We start from the raw sequence: 21622 nt of genomic DNA on the forward strand, positions 1-21622 counted from the left end.
TTTATATTTATCAGCTAACGAAGCCCTGGAGGTGGTCGAGATCTTGCTCGCATTTTCACCATTTACCTGCCTGCACCATCCCGACGCGACCAGGCACTGGCAATGTGCGCAAAATTAACCCGTATCGTTAAAAACCAGATATCGCTGCCGGTGGATCACGCTATCCCGCTGTTTTTCGCGCATTTCCCATTTGTGGCAAGAGATTTGCAATTTTCTTCTGCTCCCCGGCCTGTCGGGCGGATAACTTCATGATGGAGAAAATCTATGTTGAGTCTTCGCGCAGTGAATCACTATTACGGTAACCAGCACACGCTATGGGATGTGGATCTCGACCTGCAGCCCGGCAAGTGTACCGGTGTGCTGGGACTTCCGGGGATGGGGAAAACGACGCTGGCCAATTGCATCATCGGCAATTTGCCTATTGAAAGCGGTACGATGGTCTGGCATCAGGCAGGCGCACCACCGTGCGATCTGAGCCCGATCCCAGCGGCAAATCGCATTGCGCTGGGTATTAACTCCGTTTCACAACAGAGACGGATTTTTTCGCAGCTGACGGTCGAGGAAAATCTGCATATTGCGCGCCAGGCGGTTGAGGAAAGCGAAACGATGAACAGCAGCGATATATACCGCCTCTTCCCACAGTTATACAGTCTGCGTCAGACCAAAGGGGTTGCCTTATCAGAGGATAATCAGCACCAGCTCGCGCTCGCCAGCGCGCTGGTTACACGCCCACGCCTGCTGATCCTCGATGAGCCTACGCGAGGAACGGGTCAGGCGTATATCCACAAGCTGGGGAACCTGATTGTGAGGCTAAGCCAGGAGTTGGGCATCGCCATTATGCTCGCAGAGCAAAGCCTGCCGTTTATTCGTCGGGTCGCTGATTGCTATTGCCTGTTACATCGCGGACGCAATGTGGCCCAGGGACAACTGGGGCAGCTCAACGACCCGTTTCTTAACGGCTGGATGGCGCCGGAGGCAAAACGCTAAGGTCGAGGTAATGCCCTGTCGTTGCGCGTTCTGGCTCGTCTTCCAGCCATGGGATCTCCCCCAGCAGCGGGGCCGGAATCGCGCGTTTCAGCGTTGCCATATATTCAGAATGGCGTTTCCCTGGCGGAGCCACATCATTGGCGACCCACCCCGCCAGCGTCAACCCAGCCTGTTGTACCGCTTGCGCAGTCAGAATGGCATGGTTGATGCAGCCAAGCTTGACGCCAACCACCAGAATCACCGGCAGTTGTTCTGTTTGTACCCAGTCAGAAAAACTCAGCGTGGGTGAAAGCGGCGTAAACCAACCGCCAGCGCCCTCCACCAGCACCCAGTCAGCCTGCATTCGCAGCGCCTGTAAACCAGCAGACATCACTGAGGCCAGAATCGGTCGCCCTTCATCAGCGCTGATGATATGCGGTGACGTGGGTTCGGCAAAGGTATAGGGATTGATTGCCGTATAATTCACTGCCACAGCGCTGTTGCGCTGCAGGGCAAGGGCGTCAGAGTTTCGCAGACCATCTGCCGTCATTTCACTCCCAGAGGCTACAGGCTTATAGCCGACCGTTCGATAACCCAATTGCCCCGCTGCCTGCAGGAGCGCACAGCTGGCAATTGTTTTACCAACCTCAGTGTCCGTCCCGGTGACAAAATACGTTCTGGTCACGTTGAATTACTCCTAAAAAAAGTTGATACGTCAGCGGGTATTTTCCCTGCACAGAGGGCCAGGCTAACTGTAACTGCTGCAGTTGTGAACGGGTCAGTACGCGCTGTTCGCGTCCATCATGGAGATGCGTCGCACCGATCCCTTTGAGCGAGCGCATGGCGCTCAACGCGTCATCAAACCACAGTGTCACCGTATGAAGCTGATACTCAACGTCCCAGCCATGCAGAGCCTTTTCAAGTTGCTCCACGGGCAAGAAACGGTTGGTGTGCTCCCGGTCATCTACCGCTTGCCACGCCCGGCGTAATTCAGGCATCGAACCATGTGCCAACGTACTAAACGCCACCGTGCCTCCGGGGCGCACAACCCGGCAAAGCTCGTTTAGCGCCCCGCGTAAATTATCGCACCACTGAACCGCCAGATTGCTCCAGGCCAGGTCAAAGGTGGCGGCGTTTTGTGGGATGGCTTCAATATCCGCCAGCAGATAGTGGTGGGCAGCATTTTTCCGCTGTGCCTCTGCCAGCATTTGTTCAGAAAGATCCAGTGCGCTGACTTCGCTTCCCTGCTCACGCCAGTAGCGACTCATGCGCCCAGGGCCGCACCCCGCATCCAGTACCCGTGCATAATCCCGTTCACCAAGTAGCGCCAGCAAGGCGTCGGCGCTTTGACACTGTAGCCCGGCATGTTGCTCATAGCGGGAAGCAGCGCGTCCAAATGCGGCAGCAATGGCCTGTTTATTAACCTGCGCCATGCAGCACCTCCAGTAAACAGTCGATATCCTGGCATTCATGCGCCTGCGTCAGCGTCAGCCGCAATCTGGCTGTGCCGACCGGTACCGTAGGAGGCCGGATGGCGGTCACCCAACAACCTTGAGCGCGTAAAGCCTCCGCCAGTTGCAGCGCTTTATGGTTATCGCCCACGATCAATGGCTGGATGGCACTGTCTGAGTTTGCCAGCGTGAAATCCGCAATATCCAGGCCAGCACGAAAACGTTGGATTAACATAGCCAGTTTTTCCCGGCGTTCATCGCCCTCACGACTGCGGATCACTGCCAGCGCGGCACGCAATGCCTGCGCCTGAGCAGGCGGCATGCTGGTGCTGTAAATCAGATGACGGGCAAATTGCAGCAGATAATCAGCCACGCTGTCTGAACACAGGATTGCCGCGCCGCTGACGCCAAATCCCTTACCAAATGTCACCACCAGCAGTTCAGGTTTGACCTGCGAGTGCCAGCACGATCCGCGACCTTCTTCACCAGTGACACCGATACCGTGCGCATCATCCACCAGCAACCAGGCCCCCTGGCGTTGCGCTGCGGCATGGATATCCGCCAGCGGTGCGCTATCGCCATCCATGCTGAACACGCCTTCAGTCACCACGAGCTGCTGCCCCGGACAGGGGGCAGCCAACAGACGAGCCAAATGTTGCGGGTCGTTATGGGTAAAACGGCGTAACACGGCGGGACTCAGACTGGCCGCTTCCAGCAACGACGCATGGCTGAGTCGGTCGGCAACAATCCGATCCTCTTTGCCCATCAGCGCGGTGATCACCGCCTGATTAGCGGCAAAACCGGAGATGAACAACAGTGCCCGGGAATAGCCCAGCCAGTGGGCCAGTTCTTCTTCCAGCGCCTGATGCGCAACCGAATAACCGCTGACATGACCCGAGCCGCCGCTGCCGACGCCAAACCGTTCTGCCCCCTGCTGCCACGCACACACAATATGCGGGTGGTGGCTTAAGCCAAGGTAGTCGTTGCTGGAGAAATTCAGATACTGGCGACCATCAGCCTGCAGCCAACGACCGGCGCCCTGCGTCACTGCATAGCGACGACGCAGGGCATCGGCAGCACAACGCGCTGCCAGCGCATCGTCGATTTTTTGTTGCCAGGTCATACGGTTGCCGCGTTGTAGTAATCGTCGGTATCCGGAGTACGCAGCGCCTGCTCCAGGCGTTGCTGCTGTTCGTTATCGCCCGCCAGTACCGCCGTTTGTTGCGGATTCAGACCGAGTTTGCGGAATAAAAGCAGATCTTTGTCTTCGTTCGGGTTGGGTGTAGTGAGCAGTTTGCAACCATAGAAAATCGAGTTGGCCCCAGCCATAAAACACATTGCCTGGGTTTGTTCGTTCATCTGCTCGCGCCCGGCGGAAAGACGCACATACGAGGTCGGCATCATGATGCGCGCGACGGCGATAGTGCGAATAAAATCAAACGCATCGACATCGTCGTTATCAGCCAGCGGCGTGCCTTTTACTTTCACCAGCATGTTGATGGGGACGCTTTCCGGCGGGGTTGGCAGATTCGCCAGTTGCAGCAGCAGACCCGCGCGATCGGTGACCGTTTCCCCCAGCCCCACAATCCCGCCGGAGCACACTTTAATGCCCGCCTCACGCACTTTATCCAGCGTATCCAGGCGCTCCTGATACGAACGGGTGGTGATGATATTGCCGTAAAATTCCGGCGAGGTGTCGAGGTTGTGGTTGTAGTAGTCCAGACCCGCATTGGCCAGACGCTGAGCCTGGGTTTCGTCCAACGTGCCCAGCGTCATACACGCTTCCAGCCCCAGCGCTTTTACGCCCTGAACCATCTGTTCCAGGTAAGGCATATCGCGTTCGTGAGGATTCTTCCACGCCGCGCCCATGCAAAACCGCGTTGAACCTGCCTGCTTCGCCTTACGCGCGGAATCCAGAACCTGCTCAACTTCCATCAGACGCTCGGTTTCCAGACCGGTTTTATAGCGGGAACTTTGCGGGCAGTATTTGCAGTCTTCCGGACAGGCACCGGTTTTAATCGACAGCAGCGTACTCACCTGTACCTGCCGCGGATCAAAATGCTGACGGTGCACTTGTTGCGCTTCAAACAGCAGATCCAGCAGGGGTTTTTCAAATAATTCGGTGACTTGCGACATTGTCCAGCGAGAAGTGTGAGCCATATTGATATACGTTTCGTTGTGAGTTTCGTGTAGACTCGTAAACCTAAATCTTTTTAATTTGGTTTACAAGTCGATTATGACAACGGACGATATTGCTTTTGACCAACGCCATATCTGGCATCCATATACCTCCATGACCTCCCCTTTGCCGGTTTATCCGGTAGCACGCGCCGAAGGTTGCGAACTGATTTTAGCCAACGGTGAAAGACTGATTGACGGCATGTCATCCTGGTGGGCGGCAATCCACGGTTACAATCACCCGCAGCTGAACGCCGCGATGAAAACGCAGATTGATGCCATGTCGCACGTGATGTTTGGTGGTATCACCCATGCCCCGGCCATTACATTGTGTCGCCAGTTGGTGGCGATGACGCCCGAGGCGCTGGAGTGCGTTTTTCTCGCGGATTCAGGTTCGGTTGCCGTCGAAGTGGCAATGAAAATGGCGCTGCAATACTGGCAGGCCAAAGGCGAAGCGCGTCAGCGTTTCCTGACGTTTCGTAACGGCTATCACGGTGACACCTTCGGCGCAATGTCGGTCTGCGATCCCGACAACTCAATGCATAGCCTGTGGAAGGGTTACCTGCCAGAAAACCTGTTCGCCCCAGCCCCACAGAGCCGTATGAACGGTGAGTGGGATGAACTGGATATGGTACCGTTCGCCCGCCTGATGGCCGCGCATCGCCACGAGATAGCGGCGGTGATCCTTGAGCCAATCGTACAAGGCGCTGGCGGTATGCGTATGTATCACCCCGAATGGCTGAAACGTATTCGTAAGATGTGTGACCGTGAAGGTATCCTGTTGATTGCCGATGAAATCGCCACCGGGTTTGGTCGCACCGGCAAGCTGTTTGCCTGTGAACACGCCGATATTACGCCAGATATTTTGTGCCTCGGCAAAGCGTTAACCGGCGGGACAATGACCCTTTCCGCGACCCTGACCACCCGCCTGGTCGCAGAAACCATCAGCAACGGTGATGCTGGCTGCTTTATGCACGGCCCAACTTTCATGGGTAATCCACTGGCCTGCGCCGTCGCCTCCGCCAGCCTGTCGCTGCTCGAAACCAATGAATGGCGCTCGCAGGTCGCGGCCATTGAAGCGCAGCTGTGGGCAGAGCTCGCCCCAGCGGCGGACTCCCGTTGGGTCGCCGATGTCCGCGTGCTTGGCGCCATCGGCGTAATCGAAACCACCCAGCCGGTAAATATGGCAGCACTACAGAAGTTCTTTGTCGATCAGGGCGTGTGGATAAGACCGTTTGGTAAGCTCATCTATCTGATGCCGCCGTACATTATTCAGCCTGAGCAGTTGCGCCGCCTGACGCAGGCCGTCAATGAGGCTGTGCGCCATGCAACATTTTTTAGCGATTAATCAGCGGTAAGCTCTACGGTTTCTGGCTACACTTTTTGGCTAACGAGAGGAGTCAGTATGAAACTAATCAGCAACGATCTGCGCGATGGGGAAAAGCTACCACATCGCCACGTCTTTAACGGCATGGGGTATGACGGGGATAATCTTTCGCCACATCTGGCATGGGATGACGTACCCGCTGGGACCAAAAGCTTTGTCGTGACCTGCTACGATCCTGATGCGCCAACCGGCTCCGGCTGGTGGCACTGGGTGGTGGTTAACCTGCCTGCAGATACCCGGGTTTTACCACAAGGGTCTGGCTCCGGACTGGTTGCACTGCCGGATGGGGTGATTCAAACCCGTACGGATTTTGGTAAAGCGGGCTATGGCGGCGCAGCGCCGCCGAAAGGGGAAACCCATCGCTATATCTTTACGGTCCATGCGCTGGATGTGGAGCGTCTTGATGTCGATGAAGGTGCCAGCGGCGCGATGGTCGGATTTAATGTCCATTTCCACTCGCTCGCCAGCGCCTCGATTACAGCGATGTTTAGTTAATCTCTGTGCCGGATGGCAACGCTGACGCGTTTTATCCGGCCTACGAGCTGGTTTGTAGGCCGGATAAGCGTCAGCGCCATCCGGCATTTTTACAGAAACTCCGGAACTAAATGCAGCAGCGCGCCCTGCGCTAACAGTTCGGTCGCGCACTCGATATCCGGGGCGAAAAAGCGATCCTGCGTATAGTGGGCAACCTGCTCACGTAGCGTCTGACGCGCCTGCTCCAGCAGCGGGCTTGAGGTTAACCCTTCACGCAGGTCAATTCCCTGACACGCCGCCAGCCACTCCACGGCAATCACGCCGCGCGTATTCGCCGCCATCTCCCACAGTCTGCGTCCCGCCGCGGGCGCCATCGACACATGATCTTCCTGGTTGGCGGAGGTTGGCAGGCTGTCTACGCTGTGCGGATGCGCGAGGGCTTTATTCTCGCTCGCCAGCGCAGCGGCGGTCACCTGAGCAATCATAAAGCCGGAGTTCACCCCGCCGTTTTTCACCAGGAACGGCGGCAACTGCGACATATGTTTGTCCATCATCAGCGCAATACGTCGTTCTGATAACGAGCCGATTTCCGCGATCGCCAGCGCCAGATTATCTGCCGCCATCGCCACCGGTTCAGCATGGAAGTTACCACCAGAAATCACATCACCTTCTTCGGCAAACACCAGCGGGTTGTCGGAAACCGCGTTGGCTTCCACCAGCAGAACATCCATTGCCAGGCGCATTTGCGTCAGACACGCCCCCATCACCTGCGGCTGACAGCGCAGAGAATAGGGATCCTGCACTTTTTCACAGTTATGATGCGACTGTGAAAGTGCGCTGGAATCAGTCAACACATGGCGATACAACGTCGCGGCATCAATTTGTCCACGCTGTCCTCGCGCCGCATGAATACGGGCATCAAACGGACGACGCGAGCCTAAAACCGCTTCGGTGGTCAGCGCCCCGCACACCGTCGCGGAAGCAAACAGCTCCTGCGCCTCAATCAACCCACGTAATGCAAAGGCGGTGGAAGCCTGGGTGCCGTTCAGCAGTGCCAGCCCTTCTTTCGCCTCCAGAGTAATCGGCTCCAGTCCGGCCTTCTTCAGCGCGTCTGTCGCCGGGAGCCATTCTCCCTGCCAGCGCGCCTTGCCTTCTCCCAACAGCGTCAGGGACATATGCGCCAGCGGAGCCAGATCGCCCGATGCGCCCACCGAGCCTTTCGCCGGGATCAGCGGATACACTTCGGCATTCACCAGCGCAATCAGCGCTTCAATGACACTCAGGCGAATACCGGAAAAACCACGCGCCAGGCTGTTAATTTTCAGCACCATAATCAGGCGAACCATGTCGTCATCGAGCGCCTCGCCGACGCCTGCCGCATGGGAAAGCACCAACGAGCGCTGCAAATTCTGCAAGTCTTCCGTGGCGATACGGGTCTGGGCCAGCAAGCCAAACCCCGTATTAATGCCATATGCCGTGCGGCCTTCAGTGACAATATTATTGACGCAGGCGACGCTGGCGTTGATAGCATCAATCGCGGCGGCATCCAGACTCAATTTGACCGGCTGCTGCCAGATGTCGCGTAGTTGCGCAAAGCTCAGATGGCCGGGTGTTAATGTCATGGTGTTCATATCAGCGTTTCTCCTGCGTCGCAGCAATCATCGGCAAATTCAGCCCTTCTTCGACGGCGCATTCCACCGCAATGTCATACCCGGCGTCGGCGTGACGCATCACCCCGGTCGCCGGATCGTTGTGTAAGACCCGGGCGATACGCGCAGCGGCTTCATCGGTGCCATCACACACAATCACCATCCCGGCATGCTGGGAGAAGCCCATTCCTACCCCGCCACCGTGGTGCAGTGACACCCAGGTCGCGCCGCTGGCAGTGTTAAGCAGCGCGTTCAACAGCGGCCAGTCGGATACGGCGTCAGAACCGTCGCGCATGGCCTCGGTTTCGCGGTTCGGGCTGGCAACAGAGCCTGAATCCAGATGGTCACGGCCAATAACAATCGGCGCGGACACTTCACCGCTACGTACCATCTCGTTAAACGCCAGCCCCAGCTTTTGCCGCCATTCCAGCCCGACCCAGCAGATACGCGCCGGTAAACCCTGGAAATTAATCCGCTCACGCGCCATATCCAGCCAGTGGTGTAGATGTTTATCGTCAGCCACGATCTCTTTCACTTTGGCATCGGTTTTATAAATATCCTGCGGATCGCCGGAAAGCGCCACCCAGCGGAACGGGCCAATGCCGCGGCAGAACAACGGACGAATATAAGCAGGCACAAATCCCGGGAAATCAAAGGCGTTTTCCACCCCCATCTCTTTGGCCATCTGGCGAATATTATTACCGTAATCAAACGTCGGCACGCCCATTTTGCTAAACGCCAGCATCGCCTCGACGTGCGTTGCCATGGAGCGTTTCGCCGCCTGCACCGTGCCCTGCGGATCGGACACCGCTTTTGCCTGGTATTCTTCCCAACTCCAGCCGGACGGCAGATAGCCATGCAGCGGATCGTGGGCGCTGGTCTGGTCGGTGACCATATCCGGGCGCACGCCGCGCTTCACCAGTTCCGGCACAACGTCGGCGGCGTTCGCGCACAGCGCAATGGACACCGCTTTACCCTCGCGGGTGTACTTATCAATACGCACCAGCGCATCGTCAAGCGATGTCGCCTGCTCGTCCACGTAGCGGGTACGCAGACGGAAATCGATCCGGCTTTGCTGGCATTCAATATTCAGCGAACACGCACCCGCCAGCGTTGCAGCGAGCGGTTGCGCGCCGCCCATGCCGCCCAGCCCGGCGGTCAGAACCCAGCGTCCGCTCAGGTTACCCTGATAATGCTGACGCCCGGCCTCAACGAAGGTTTCATAAGTCCCCTGCACGATGCCCTGACTGCCGATGTAGATCCAGCTCCCGGCGGTCATCTGGCCGTACATCGCCAGCCCTTTGGCGTCCAGTTCATTAAAGTGTTCCCAGGTAGCCCAATGCGGCACCAGGTTGGAGTTGGCAATCAGCACGCGCGGCGCATTGTCATGGGTTTTGAACACGCCGACCGGTTTGCCGGACTGAACCAGCAGGGTTTCATCGGATTCAAGTTCGGTCAGCGCCTTGACGATGGCGTCATAGCACTCCCAGTCCCGCGCTGCACGGCCAATCCCGCCGTAAACCACCAGCTCATGCGGATTTTCCGCCACATCAGGATCCAGATTGTTCATTAACATGCGCAGCGGCGCTTCGGTCAGCCAACTTTTGGCCGTTAAGGTAGTGCCGCGTGGGGCACGAATATCCTGCTGACGATACTTGCTATGAGACATGGTAGAGCACTCCTCGGACAGAATGTAGGCCGGATCAGGCGTTTACGCCGCCATCCGGCAAGTGCCTGATGGCGACGCTAACGCGTCTTATCAGGCCTACGTTGAATGGTTACGCACATCTGGAGTATATACTTGTCTATACAAGTTGTCGCAAGGGTGATTTTAACAATTAAGATACATTTTTATTATATTGCGTCAGCAATCACGGTTTTCATCTCCTGTATCAGGACATAAACCGCCCCTGCAGACGATAGCGGGAACCCGGGAAGAGCAAACGGGCATGAGAGACAATAGAAGATGCCGACCAGGTCTTACGGCGGATCAACAGGCAGGGATCGTGCTCTTTGATATGCAACAGCGCACACTCTTCCGCGCTGGCGCGTACCGCTTCGACAATATGTTCCCCTTCCGTCAAAGGGGCGATGAGTGACAGGTAAGCATGCGGCGTGGTCTGGCTGTAATCCTGCAACAGATACTCGGGCACAATCTCCGCATTCACGCAGCGATCTTCAATCTGCACGGGTAGGGCGTTCTCGTAGTGCACCATGACAGAGTGAAAAATGGAGGTGCCTTCTTTGACGTTTAACTCCAAAGCCTGCTGCGCGTTTGCCTGGGTTCTTTCCAGCGTCAGCACCTCGCATCGGTGCTGATGCTGGCGCGCATTAATTTCATCCGCGATGCTGCGAATTTCGAACAGCGCGGATTGGCCTTTTGGCTCAGCGACAAACGTCCCCACCCCTTGCAAACGCACCAGTAATCCTTCATCCGTTAGCTCACGCAGCGCCCGGTTGATGGTCATGCGGCTAAAACCATACTGCGCCACCAGTTCCGCCTCAGATGGGATACGATCGTGAGGTTGCCAGATACCGCTGGAAATCTTCTCACTGATCTCCATTTTGACCTTTTCGTAAAAAGGAGCCGGAGCAGAACGGGATGGGTGCATGCGTTAGCCTTCCTTAAGCTGAGAATAAGAGTTGCCAAATGGCGGCGTAACGTTATCAGGCACGTCAGTGCCACCAGTGTGCGATTTGCCAGCCAAGCCGCGCCGCAACGCGCGCCGCGTTGCCATCATCGTCAAAACGGGGATTAAATTCAACCATATCCACCGCCTGGAGTTTACCGCTGCGACAAAGGGGTTCAATCAGCCCCAGCAATGTCGCCAGCGGGACACCCAACGCAGCAGGCGCGGATACGGCGGGCATTTCCCATACCGGCAAAACATCGAGATCGATAGTCAGATAGATAACGTCGACGCTTGATATGAACTGCGCCATCTGCGCCTGCGCATTATGACAGTGCAGATCCTCCACTACGGTCACACCGAGTCGCTGCGCTTCATCCCACAATGCCTGGGTGTTGGCCGCCCGGTTAACGCCAAAGCAGGCGTAACGAAATTCTCGCTGTTGCGCATCGCAGAGCTGCGCCAACTGGCGAAAAGGCGTACCAGAGGTCGCCTGGTCAGCATGGCGTAAATCCAGGTGAGCATCGAGGTTGACGATACCTACGGTTGAACGCGGGAACGCATCCAGTACGCCTGCACCGTGCGCGAAGGCGGTTTCGTGCCCCCCACCCAGCACGAAGGTACGCATTTCAGCCTGCTGGCAGCGTTGCACCGCATGGCGTAACGCCTGCTGCGCGCCTTCGAGATCGGGAGCCTGCGCCACAATATTACCCAGATCCACCAGCCGATCATGACCGTGGTGACTGGCTAAATTTGCAAGCGCTTTGCGTAGCGCATCGGGTGCTCCGGCGGCACCCGTGCGTCCCTGATTTCGCTTCACGCCTTCATCGCAGGCGAATCCCAGTAGCGCTATCTGCTCGCGATAGTTTTCAGGGCTAAACGCTGTACTGAGCGTGATGGTCTGAAACAGGCGCAGCGCAGTTGGCGATTCAGCGCGGTCATCGCGACCTTGCCAGAGCGCAGAAGAAGCGGGTTGCCAGTTGGTCATGATGGTTGTCCTCGGAATACGCGCTGGTAGATCGGGTTACGACCGGGCTCATAAAGAATTTCGACCGGTAATTGTGCGTCCCACACCACAAAGTCGGCCACAAACCCGGCTTTCAGTTGACCGTGAGTGGCATGACGCCCCAGCGCACGGGCAGCATGACGCGTTACCCCTGCCCATGCCTCTTCCGGCGTTAAGCCAAACTGAACGCAGACCATATTCATCGCCCAGTGCAGGCTGATAAACGGACTGGTGCCGGGGTTGAAATCCGTCGCCACTGCCATCGGGACCTGATATTGACGCAGCAGCTCTACCGGGGGGCGCTGCTGCTCTTTGAGGAAATAAAACGCGCCGGGCAGCAGCACGCCGACCGTACCGCTTTGACTCATCGCCGCCACGCCCTCTTCATCGAGGTATTCAATATGGTCGGCGGATAATCCGTGATAGCGGCTTACTAACTGCGCGCCACCGAGCAGCGACAACTGTTCAACGTGACCCTTAACCGGAATGCCCAACGTCTGGGCGGCCTTAAATACCCGTTCGCTCTGCGCGAGGTTAAATCCGACGCTTTCACAGAACAGATCGACGGTCTCGAACAGACCCTGTTCCCACAGCTGCGGCAAAATGGTCTCGCACACCAGCGTAATATAGCCGTCAGGATCATCCCTGAATTCCGCTGGAGTCGCGTGCGCAGCCAACAGCGTCGGACTTATTTCTACGATATTCTCCGCAGCCAGTGCCGCCGCCACGCGTAGAATCTTCTCTTCTGTCTGCAAATCCAGGCCGTAGCCCGATTTGATTTCCAGCAACGTAACGCCTTCTTTGATCAACCGTTCCATTCGCCCCTGTGCGAGCTGTAAGAGCTGCTCATCGGAGGCGCTGCGCGTCGCCGACACGGTGGCATTGATCCCTCCCCCCTGCGCACTGATCTGTTGGTATGAAACACCGTTTAACCGCTGTTCCCATTCACCTGCGCGATTGCCGCCAAACACCAGGTGCGTATGGCAGTCAATCAGACCCGGCGTAATCAATCGTCCTTGCATATCCAGGGTATTGTCATGCGTGAGGTATAACGATGACTCTGGGACGATATCGCGAATCTTACCCTGGCGGACGATCAGCGCATGACCATCCACCAGCCCATACGGGGTATCACGTTCAGGATCCATGGTCGCCAGGCGGACATTACGCCAGATAGCATCATCAGGGAAAAATTGCTGCATTCGACTCACCACTTGTCATAGGTTGTATAGACATTTATTTTGCATCCTGTGGATGTTGTCAACCTGAAGAACCAAAATTGTTATCTAATTGTGATATAAAGACTCTCTACACCCGAGATTGCTGCTATAAAAAACAACTTTTTACCTTTTCACCTTCCCGTTTCGCTCAACTTAGTATAAAAAAGCAGGCTTCAATGGATAACTTTCAAAGCCCGGAGCAACCTGTGAACATTTCATCAGTTTCCCGTCTGGCGCTGGCTATGGCTTTTGGCGTGACGCTGACCGCCTGTAGCTCTACACCGCCCGATCAAATTCCTTCCGATCAGACCGCGCCAGGAACGTCTATGCGCCCGATTCTGTCGGCCAATGAAGCGAAAAATTTCGTCGCTGCGCACTATTTTTCCGCGCTGACGCCAAACTCTGCGCCGTGGAGCCCCTCTTCTATTACTTTGCCCGCGCAGCCTGACTTTGTCGTTGGCCCGGCAGGCACCCAGGGTGTGACGCATACCAGCATTCAGGCCGCGGTTGATGCGGCAATCATTAAACGTACCAACAAACGTCAGTACATCGCGATTATGCCAGGCGAGTATCAGGGCACGGTCTACATTCCGGCAGCAACGGGAAGCCTGACGCTGTACGGTATGGGCGAAAAACCGCTTGATGTGAAGATTGGCCAGGCTATTGACGGTGAAATGAGCACCGCTGACTGGCGTCGCACGGTAAACCCTGGCGGTAAATACATGCCGGGCAAACCTGCGTGGTACATGTTTGATAATTGCCAGAACAAACGCGGTACCAACATTGGCGTGCTGTGTTCTGCGGTCGTCTGGTCGCAAAACAACGGCCTGCAATTACAGAACCTGACCATCGAAAATAACCTCGGTGACAGCGTGGATGCGGGTAATCACCCGGCCGTTGCCCTGCGTACCGATGGCGATAAAGTGCAGATCAACAACGTCAATATTCTGGGTCGTCAGAACACCTTCTTCGTGACTAACAGCGGCGTACAAAACCGTCTGGAGAACGATCGTCAACCGCGTACGCTGGTGACTAACAGCTACATTGAAGGCGATGTGGATATTGTTTCCGGTCGCGGCGCAGTGGTGTTCGATAACACCGATTTCCGCGTAGTGAACTCCCGCACCCAGCAGGAAGCCTACGTGTTTGCACCGGCTACCCTGTCAAACATTTACTACGGTTTCCTCGCCACCAACAGCCGCTATACTGCAGCAGGCGATGGCGTCGCGCAACTAGGCCGCTCGCTGGATGTCGATGCTAACACTAACGGTCAGGTGGTTATTCGCGACAGCGTGATTAACGAAGGCTTTAACATGGCGAAACCCTGGGCTGACAGCGTTATCGCAAAACGTCCGTTTGCCGGGAACACCGGTGCGGAAGATGACAAAGGTGAAATTCAGCGCAACCTGAACGACACCAACTTCAACCGCATGTGGGAATACAACAACCGCGGTATTGGTAGCAAAGTGGTTGCTGAGCCGAAGCAGTAATAGCAAAAAGGGATGGCTTACCGCCATCCCTGAACATGTCTATCAACTTAGACTGATTGCCCGGAAGAAAGGCTCTTGCGGGCGATGTCTCTTTTGCTGAGACTGTGTTTCAGAGTCTTGCTAACTGCAGGCTGTAGAGCGGCAGGTTCTGTTGTTTTAGTTATGAATTGTTTATATTCTTTCACAAGACTGAACAGTTCTTCAGAATGCGTTTTAAGTTCTTCATCTATCTCCGATTCAATTTCGGATTCATCATGAGGATTAAAGAATGCCGTAATAAACTTATTGAAATTGTCTTCCAGATATGCTTTTGTCATGGAATTGAGCGTGACACCATCCATTACAGACTCATGCTCCTTTGCAGTTGCATTTAACATCGCCGCCGCAGAATGAAAAAGACAGTTACCATCACGGGGTACCGGAACAGGTAGGTTAAAGCCATTATAATGTCCGTTTTTTAAAACAACGTAAATATCCTTTTCAGTTTTCCACTTCGTCCCTATATCTAATTGTCTAGATACTGATGCCGAGTTAAAATTAACTCGATTTACAAGGTTATTACCAACTGAGTTAAGAACATTAAGACGAATGCCTTCACTTGCCAAATATGAGTAAAGAGCTAAAACAGCTATTTCGCCATCAATTTGCGAATGAAACTTCTTAAAATCAATTTTACTGAGAATTTTATTCCGCAATTCTTCTTGTTTAGTTAACGCAACTTCAGAATTAGAAATTCTGCCAGTTTGCGGCACTTCAGAATTAGAAATTCTGCCAGTTTGTGGCACTTCAGGATTAGAAATTTTGGCAGTTTGCGGCTCTTCAGGATTAGAAATTTTGACAGTTTGCGGCTCTTCAGGATTAGAAATTTTGACAGTTTGCGGCTCTTCAGGATTAGAAATTTTGGCAGTTTTCGTCCATTCAGATGCACTCGTCCATTCAGATGCACTCGGCCATCCAAATGTACTCGATGTACTATAGTCTACAGAATAATCCTCCTCGAGAGGTTTTATTACACTCATGATATCTCTAGATTTTATAATTGAAAAAACCGCCTTCATTTCTTTTATTTCTTGAATCTTTTTATCATTTCTCCCACCATTTCTATTTGTTGGAGTTCTCATATTGAGAACTGTATTCAAATCGCAATTACGGTTCAGGATATCGTCCAGGGGGGTGTCAGCGACCGTTACATCATCCAATCTTTTCCGTGCGAAACTCGAATAAGACCGATGTTGCAGCGGAGGAAGCGTTATCCCTCTTTCTTTAGGTAATGCTCGACTCACTGCCTCAAAAATACTTTCTCTTCCAGAATCCTTGGCCACTAGCTGGAATGAGCCATCGCCGTAATCCAGTATGGAAATCTTCTTATGGCCTTTATTACTTACTTTAATACCGTCAAACATTTTTTTTCGATCTTTCTCCGAGTAACTTTCTGGGACTTCAATGATGTTTATTTCTTTTTTATATACAGATTTAACAAATTCAGTAAGTGCAGAAATCTCCAATTCAGCTTTCACATCCATTGATGAATTTTGCACAGTATTACGTATGAACGCCACAAGCGTGCCCTTATCCTCAACGGAGGGCTCCTGGCGTTTAATGTTGCCGGTATTCTGACTATTTTCCACTAGCTGTTCATTTTTTTGAATAGAAGTTTCATTGCTGTTGCTGACAGGCAAACCTAAAGACCTCTGTAGACGGTGGATTTCCCGACCACTCATCGTTTTGCCAATTACATTATTTTCTTGCAATGATTGAGATGGCGTCTGGGTTTGCAGCGGTAACACCTGCGAAATATTCTCGCTTACCGGTGACAACACGGGTTCCACAGAAAATACCGTTGTGGGGTTATCCGTACCCGTTTTAGGTAGTGAAGCATTGTCATCCGGTACAAGAGCATCAATCATATCATCAAGATAATCTCTGGGTCTCGCCACATCCGACAGATCGTCACTTATCTCATTATCACCAGATGCGGAAACGCTACCCAGTGATGAGTCTGAGTACTTTTCTCCAAAAAGTTGATTAAATTTCTCATTGAGATGCGAGCTACCTTCACGCATTTTAAAGTCAAAGTAGGAGTTATCGTCAGAATTATCACAATTATATTTTTCATCTTGAAAAACACGCAAAAAATCCTGGTTCTTTAAGTCAAAATCATTAATTATCTCAACAAATTGAGTTTTATTTATCCCCATTTCTTTAAGTATTGAAAAATCATATTTATAATGTTTACGTTTAATATTCACATCAGTAATATCATTATTTTTAATAACTTCCTGCACAATACGACCAGTAGGAGCAACAACATCAAGTAATACTCTTGAATTGACAACTTCGGCTTTTACTTCCTCTTGCCACATAAATAATTTTTCTTTTTTAAAATTGTTTGTCAATTTATTAAAAACGGGATAATTAAATTTATTTTCCACATCGATAATAACACCATCTCCCCCACTATATCTTTTTTTAACAAAAAATTCATTTAGTGGCAAATCAACTCCATTTTTAAATTTTAAATTTGTTAGTCCCTTTGAACGGACACCTTCAACGTCGGAAGAGAATAGCGATTTTATTCGTATGGTTGATTCATCCTTCAATAGATAAGGAACACCTGAGTCTACCTCGGATGCAACAAATAAAAATTCTTTCATAAAACGAAGAAAAATTCCGTCTTCATCCTTCAACTCAAGATAATTTTCTGCAAGAATTTTTCTAACTTTATTCTCATTATTTTTACAAAATTCAGAAAATTCAGAAATAAATTCGCCTGAAAACTTATTGTCATTTTTGGCATATTTTTCAAAAACATCCGGAAAGTTATTGACAATGGTCATTAATCTCGGATCAAGACCTTTAGTCTCACTATTGATAATGGGAATTCTATTACCAGAATTAATCCTGATAATATTCCCCTGACCAGGATTATTTTCATTTTCCGCTGTTTGCGGCTTGAAATAGCTTTCAATCTTTCTACTATCTCTATCCATCACGTCTTGCCGAGACATATTTCCAATTTGCTTGCGAAAATCATTCAATTCCGATGGCGTCATGCTTCTCATATAATCAAATCTGTTTTCATTTATTAATGAATCAATATATTCGATAAAACCTTTATGTGAAGAATGGGTTATTTTTGCCTCCTCTACTTGCTTAAAATCCTCATAGAAATGAGAAGCAATCAACCCTCTATCATATTTCTTATAAATACAACCAGGAATAGTATAAATCTTACCATTCACCCCCGGTATTTTAAGATCCCCTTTGCCAGATATTGGTTTATATTCTGTCGCAAGTTCATTACACTTACCTTTTGAATCATAAAAATATTTAATCTGCACAAACAAATTCTTCTGCTTCTGCAATTCCGTGACCACTATACCGTTTTCAGTAAACTCAATATTTTCAAATGAGCTATTCATTTTTTTATTAATTTTTTTAACATTAACTTTTGCGCTTCAATTTCTTTAAGCAACTGTTTTTTTTCTGCTCTATCAGAGGTTTCCCTGGCCTTTGCCTCAAGAACATTTATATTTTTTCCATTAATATTAAATATAAACGCAGGAGAACTCCCCCCCACAGGAACAGTTGAATCAGTCGATACATTTGATGCAAGGGTTTCATTACCCCCAACAATCGGTTTATCCTGACTCACCGCAGCTTCATTTACCAGTTTCTCTTCGCTTGACGATACATCGATAAACTGCTCTTTCGCAACTTGCTCACTGGATTGATTCACTGCAGCTTCAGTTGCCTGCGTATCAACAATATGCTCACTTGCTTCAGGCTGACTGGCTTCAGAATCAGGAATTTTGCCAGTTTGCGGCACTTCAGATGCACTATTGTCTACAGGATATTCATATTTCTCCCCAAAAAGCTGCTCCATCACTGCCGGGCGATTTAGTATTCTAAAAGAAAGCTTTGTCTTTATTTCTTTTAGCTCTTGAATCATTTCATCACTTTTTTTTAGTTTTGGATTCATTTGGCAAAGTGTATTAAAATCCCAATCATCATCCAGGCACTGTCCCAGGGTCAAATCGCTTTTTGCATTGTTTATCACACTATGCTGCGATTTATACAATGCGTAGTACTCAGAAGAACGCTGTCTCAACGAAGGAAGCATACTCTTTCCGTTATCTTTTATATGTAATCCTCGATACACTGCCTCAAAAATATCTTCTCTTTTAGAACCCTCGGTCGCTAGCTGGAATGAGCCATCGCCGTAATCCAGTATGAAAATCCAATTAGCGAGTTCCTTTGGAGTTAGAGTTCCATATGGGTAGAATCTCTTGCCTGCTTTAATATCGTCAATTAGTTTTTTTCGATCTTTCTTCGAGGAGCCTTTTGGGACGGTTACTAAATCTATTGGTTTGTCATATAAACTTCTTACAAATTTAAGAAAAAATTCAAGCTCCATTTCAGCTTTCATATCCGCTGATAGATGTTCCACAGTATCACGTATGAACTCCCCGATCCTGTACTTATAATCCTTATCTACCTCGTCCTTCTCGTCCCGGGCCTGGGCCAGGGCATCGGCCGGGGTCCAGAAGTCATCAAAGATAGAGTTATGCCCCTCAGGACCCTTAGGAACAGTTGAACCAGTCGATACTGTAGATGTATTTGATACAATGGTTTCTTTACCAGAATTTAACCCTACAATCAGTTTATCCTCTACAGATTCAGTGGCTTGCCCCAGTTCCTCGCTTGACGACATATCGATAAACTGCTCTTTCGCAACTTGCTCACTGGATTGACTCACTGCAGCTTCAGTTGCCTGCGTATCAACAATATGCTCACTCGCTTCAGGCTGACTGAGTTGCCCTACTGTAGCGTTAGTTTTTGCATTTTGCGGTAAATCACTAGCCCATTTTAGAAACTCATTAATCCTTTTTGCCTGTTTCTCAGTTGCGCGACATTGTTCTTTATTCTGATGATCCGTTCCGTTTACAGATTTTAATTTTTCGTCATTAAGCGAGCGGATCTCTTCAAGCGCATGAGATGAAAATGTAAAATCGGCACCTTTTATATCGACCATTTTTTCTATTGAAGAAAGCAAATACTTCAACTGGCTTTCTCTGGTGATTGCCAGATGATGATATTTTCTGGCCAATTCCCTGTTGCCCGATGTATGCTCTTTACCTGAATACGAGGCATACTTATCCCATGCATGAGTGGATTCTTGCTGTAAAAACAGGACTTTATCTTTCAGAGATAATTGATTGTAATAGGACTTCACTACCGAAGAGGCTTTTGCAGCTTCCTTAACTGTCGAGGTCTCAATATGGTTGTCCAGCCATGCGATTTCATGCCTTGAAATTTCTCGCTTATGCTTGTCTTTAAGATTGTGAAGCCCAGATATCTTGTCATCTCTCAATTCCCTGAGCGCATTAATACCTTTCTGAGAAAACGCATTTTCTACATGTTTGTTTTTAAGGAATTCTGCAACCATACTCTCCACACTACCGGGTTCTGCTTTACTACCGGGTTCTGCTTCGATGATTTTTTTTAACTCCATTTTAAGTGAGGTAATTTCTTTACGATATGCTTTATTTTTTAACAATGCCAACTGTCTTTTTAGTTCACCAATCTCTTGTCCGTACTCTGCCGATTTGGCATCACGATCCGGAATGATATGATTCACTTGATAATCGGACTGTTCTTTTTCCTTTTGTTTCAGTTCGCGCTTGATTTGTTTAGGGGTTAGATCTCCCAACTTCTCCAGACTGGAAATAGCACCCCTGATATTATCCGCTCTCGAAGATACCGTTTTAACATCTTGTATTCCGCTAAAATTATTATCGTTCACCATGCGACTCAGAGCTGTTCGATAGCCAGAGTCAGCAGCGTAAACAGTATTAATATACTGATTGAATTTCTTACCATGATAAATCGTAGGAAGATATTTCTCCGCATCAGCTTTAGATATAAATTTAAGATGACCCTCTTTAACAAGATTCTCAATAACTGCACAACGCAGTTTATCTTTGTCTGTCCAGCCTTCCATGGATTTTGCAGGCCAGTCCGCACACAGTGCATCTATCCCTTTCGCGTAGTGTTTTTTAGCTATAGACCGCGTTGAACCTGCACTGCGTTTACTTTGTTGTAGCGCTTCCCAATTCTTTCCATTAGAGTTACGGAACATTAAATAGATATTTTTCTGCAAATGATACAATTTATCCTTTCCAAAAGACTCCTTGATATCAGCATCTATTCCTATATCTATAACCCTGGCAGGAACACCACTACCAAATTCATGAACAAGAGAATTTACATATTCTACACTGACTTTATTCTCTTGAAATAATTTTGATGTATCCAGAAGTGTGGGGAAGTGTGTCTCTAACGATTCTTTACCACATAATACGCCAGGAGGGAGTGCATTATTTTCGTTAAGAATGATTCCCTGGTCCTGGTCTTTTTCACGGATAAATAATTTTAACTTCACAACATCATTGGGTTTGTCAAAGGTGCTATATTCTGCTTCAGGTTCCTGCCAGGCAATTATATTATCCCATGGAATAATATTATCGCCATGTTTAACCCCGTCAATATTGATTGATTCCTTTCCTGTACTATCATCGATGGCACTATCAGCGATGAGTGTCATCCTTTCTTTTCTGTCCAACGTTCTGGCAAATGTAGTCCCCCCATCCTTCTCTACCAACAGATATTTAACCAGAGGGTTACCAACATGTTTAGCAGGCACATGTAAGTTAAGGGTCTTCTCGTCATCACCGCTGCCAGAAACAAGGGTCAGGGTTCCCATGACACTAACCTGCGCTTTTAGAGGCACGTTAACAGTGGCCGTAGTTTCACTATTAGGTCGACAATCAGAAATACGTTGAATGGTGTGAAATGTTGCAGCTCTGGAAAGTTTTTTGTCTGAAGAATTAGATACAGATTTAATGTTATCCCTAAAGTTGCCTACCGTTTTGTTTCTGCATAATTGCTTCGGAATTGAGTTTTGTACTTCAGGCGCAGTGCTCCATTGACTTCCGGTATTCAATACATCAATTGTACTCATATTATTACTCCAGAATATAATCCATTTAATTATCACTACTTTGAATGAATCACAGCATATATATGCAGCATTGATTCTTATCACTCTGTAAGATACAATATGTTTTGAATGGGAAATTTCAAAAAATGCTCCATTTTCCGGAAATTT

General features: G+C 50.3%; 15 protein-coding genes. 4 read left to right on the plus strand and 11 right to left on the minus strand.

The genetic code is table 11. The annotated features are described in order from the left end of the window. The first annotated feature begins 264 nt into the window (after nt 1-264). Nucleotides 265-987: an ATP-binding cassette domain-containing protein gene (locus IB196_RS15300; RefSeq protein WP_005123752.1), complete on the plus strand. Its 723-nt coding sequence runs from the start codon at nt 265-267 to the stop codon at nt 985-987. Here the strand turns inward: IB196_RS15300 and bioD are convergent. Genes bioD through bioB form a run of 4 tightly spaced genes read right to left on the minus strand, consistent with a single transcriptional unit; the run spans nt 953 to nt 4577 of the window. Beyond that, nucleotides 953-1651 (minus strand): dethiobiotin synthase, encoded by a 699-nt coding sequence (gene bioD / locus IB196_RS15305; RefSeq protein WP_155020839.1) that lies wholly within the window; start codon nt 1649-1651, stop codon nt 953-955. The genes IB196_RS15300 and bioD overlap by 35 nt on opposite strands. Further along, complete coding sequence (gene bioC / locus IB196_RS15310) at nt 1614-2399, minus strand: malonyl-ACP O-methyltransferase BioC (protein ID WP_005123754.1); 786 nt, start codon at nt 2397-2399, stop codon at nt 1614-1616. The genes bioD and bioC overlap by 38 nt, the downstream gene beginning before the upstream one ends. After that, on the minus strand, nt 2386-3540 hold the full coding sequence (gene bioF, locus IB196_RS15315; protein ID WP_188231813.1) for an 8-amino-7-oxononanoate synthase: 1155 nt from the start codon (nt 3538-3540) through the stop codon (nt 2386-2388). The genes bioC and bioF overlap by 14 nt, the downstream gene beginning before the upstream one ends. Then, on the minus strand, nt 3537-4577 hold the full coding sequence (bioB, locus tag IB196_RS15320; RefSeq protein WP_005123757.1) for a biotin synthase BioB: 1041 nt from the start codon (nt 4575-4577) through the stop codon (nt 3537-3539). The genes bioF and bioB overlap by 4 nt, the downstream gene beginning before the upstream one ends. A gap of 76 nt (nt 4578-4653) precedes the next feature. Here bioB and bioA point away from each other — a divergent pair, with 76 nt between their 5' ends. After that, nucleotides 4654-5943 carry an adenosylmethionine--8-amino-7-oxononanoate transaminase gene (gene bioA, locus IB196_RS15325; protein ID WP_005123758.1) on the plus strand — a complete coding sequence of 430 codons (1290 nt, stop codon included), beginning with the start codon at nt 4654-4656 and terminating at the stop codon, nt 5941-5943. Nucleotides 5944-6000: 57 nt separating this feature from the next. Next, nucleotides 6001-6477, plus strand: coding sequence for a kinase inhibitor (locus IB196_RS15330; RefSeq protein WP_005123759.1), 477 nt, complete (start codon nt 6001-6003; stop codon nt 6475-6477). An 89-nt stretch (nt 6478-6566) separates the two neighbouring features. Here IB196_RS15330 and hutH read toward each other — a convergent pair whose 3' ends face one another. The 5 genes from hutH to hutI all read right to left on the minus strand — a co-directional run bounded on the left by hutH (nt 6567) and on the right by hutI (nt 12943). Continuing rightward, a complete protein-coding gene (gene hutH, locus IB196_RS15335) occupies nt 6567-8087 on the minus strand; it encodes a histidine ammonia-lyase (protein WP_182290749.1) in 1521 nt (506 codons plus the stop codon). Between the two features lies 1 nt (nt 8088). Then, the gene (gene hutU / locus IB196_RS15340; protein WP_188231812.1) at nt 8089-9774 is read right to left on the minus strand and encodes a urocanate hydratase; all 1686 of its coding nucleotides are present in this window, start codon (nt 9772-9774) and stop codon (nt 8089-8091) included. A 223-nt stretch (nt 9775-9997) separates the two neighbouring features. After that, complete coding sequence (locus IB196_RS15345; RefSeq protein ID WP_005123762.1) at nt 9998-10717, minus strand: histidine utilization repressor; 720 nt, start codon at nt 10715-10717, stop codon at nt 9998-10000. A gap of 64 nt (nt 10718-10781) precedes the next feature. Then, nucleotides 10782-11723, minus strand: coding sequence for a formimidoylglutamase (hutG, locus tag IB196_RS15350; protein WP_040231277.1), 942 nt, complete (start codon nt 11721-11723; stop codon nt 10782-10784). After that, nucleotides 11720-12943, minus strand: coding sequence for an imidazolonepropionase (gene hutI, locus IB196_RS15355; protein WP_040231279.1), 1224 nt, complete (start codon nt 12941-12943; stop codon nt 11720-11722). Before hutI ends, hutG begins: the two co-directional genes overlap by 4 nt. Before the next feature lie 224 nt (nt 12944-13167). On the opposite strand from hutI, the gene IB196_RS15360 reads away from it, so the two are divergent. Next, a complete protein-coding gene (locus IB196_RS15360) occupies nt 13168-14451 on the plus strand; it encodes a putative acyl-CoA thioester hydrolase (protein WP_188231811.1) in 1284 nt (427 codons plus the stop codon). A 47-nt stretch (nt 14452-14498) separates the two neighbouring features. Here IB196_RS15360 and IB196_RS15365 read toward each other — a convergent pair whose 3' ends face one another. Beyond that, nucleotides 14499-17873 (minus strand): OTU domain-containing protein, encoded by a 3375-nt coding sequence (locus tag IB196_RS15365; RefSeq protein ID WP_188231810.1) that lies wholly within the window; start codon nt 17871-17873, stop codon nt 14499-14501. After that, nucleotides 17870-21475 (minus strand): hypothetical protein, encoded by a 3606-nt coding sequence (locus tag IB196_RS15370; RefSeq protein WP_188231809.1) that lies wholly within the window; start codon nt 21473-21475, stop codon nt 17870-17872. Before IB196_RS15370 ends, IB196_RS15365 begins: the two co-directional genes overlap by 4 nt. Nucleotides 21476-21622 lie beyond the last annotated feature (147 nt).

Origin of the sequence: Citrobacter sp. C6_1 (assembly GCF_014596835.2) — a bacterium.
Classification (GTDB): domain Bacteria; phylum Pseudomonadota; class Gammaproteobacteria; order Enterobacterales; family Enterobacteriaceae; genus Citrobacter; species Citrobacter pasteurii.